This window comes from Anaerotignum faecicola, assembly GCA_024460105.1.
Taxonomy (GTDB): Bacteria; Bacillota; Clostridia; order Lachnospirales; family Anaerotignaceae; genus JANFXS01.
Window position 1 is genome coordinate 1 of the sequence record JANFXS010000134.1, and the last position, 533, is coordinate 533.

1 protein-coding gene is annotated in these 533 nt (G+C 40.0%); it reads left to right on the plus strand.

Annotated elements, in window-relative coordinates; translation table 11 throughout:
- Nucleotides 1-232 (plus strand): sodium ion-translocating decarboxylase subunit beta (locus NE664_13135; GenBank protein MCQ4727576.1); only part of this gene is annotated, 232 nt, incomplete at its 5' end.
- Nucleotides 233-533 lie beyond the last annotated feature (301 nt).

Below are 533 nucleotides of genomic sequence, written 5' to 3' on the forward strand. Positions count from 1 at the left end.
GCTGTTTGCCAAACTGTTAAATCTGTTCCGAAAAGAAAAGATTAACCCGATGATTGGGGCCGCAGGAATATCCGCATTCCCCATGTCGGCCAGAGTAGTGCAGAAAATGGCACAGAAAGAGGAACCGGGAAATATTATTCTGATGCATGCAGTCGGTGCAAATGTATCCGGACAGATTGCCTCCGTGATTGCAGGAGGACTTGTTATCAGTCTGGTAACCAGGTTCTTATAGGAGGTTGAGACAATGATGGAAAATTTATTAATCGCTCTGGAGATCATGGGAAAAGGCATGGGAGGAATCTTTGTATCCATCCTGATCATTATGGGCTGTGTTATCATTATGGGTAAAATCTTAAAATAATTTTGTTTCGAAATAATTTGGCTTTGGACTTGACAAAAAAAACTGTAACTGATAGTATTACATCATAAACTGAAACAATAATAATTACAGATTTATGTTTCAGAAAAAGAGTATGAATCAGACAGGGGGCGAATCACGTGACAAGTGAATTTGCAATAGCGGTCCACGCCTT